The organism is Allobosea sp. ASV33 (assembly GCF_016428755.1).
GTDB lineage: Bacteria > Pseudomonadota > Alphaproteobacteria > Rhizobiales > Beijerinckiaceae > Allobosea.
The window spans coordinates 1-398 of sequence record NZ_JAELTI010000232.1; the positions used below are offsets into that span (position 1 = coordinate 1).

General features: G+C 71.1%; 1 protein-coding gene. It reads left to right on the plus strand.

What is annotated here, in order from left to right:
• The first annotated feature begins 155 nt into the window (after nt 1-155).
• A complete protein-coding gene (locus JHD80_RS29190; protein WP_282568460.1) occupies nt 156-290 on the plus strand; it encodes a hypothetical protein in 135 nt (44 codons plus the stop codon).
• The last annotated feature ends 108 nt before the right edge of the window (nt 291-398 follow it).

Sequence of the window (398 nt, forward strand, 5' to 3'; positions counted from 1 at the left end):
CCCCCCCCCCCCCCCCCCCCCCCCCCCCCCCCCCCCCCCCCCCCCCCCCCCCCCCCCCCCCCCCCCCCCCCTCTTACTCATACCGCCACCCCCGAGATCTACACCGAAGGTTAATCGTCGGCAGCGTCAGATGTGTATAAGAGACAGCCCATCTTATGGCCCAGCGCATCGCTGATCGCTCGATCGATCTGCTCTCGCTCTCGGATACGCATCGCGCCGAGGTTCCGATGCCGGTCGACGAATTGAAGAACCTGTCTCTTATACACATCTCCGAGCCCACGAGACTCTAGGCGCGATCTCGTTTGCCGTGTTATGCTTGAAAAGCGGGGGGGGGGGGGGGGGGGGGGGGGGGGGGGGGGGGGGGGGGGGGGGGGGGGGGGGGGGGGGGGGGGGGGGGG

Coding starts and splice junctions, on each gene's coding strand:
- JHD80_RS29190 (WP_282568460.1), top strand. CDS start 156: ATGGCCCAGCGCATCGCTGATCGCTCGATCGATCTGCTCTCGCTCTCG.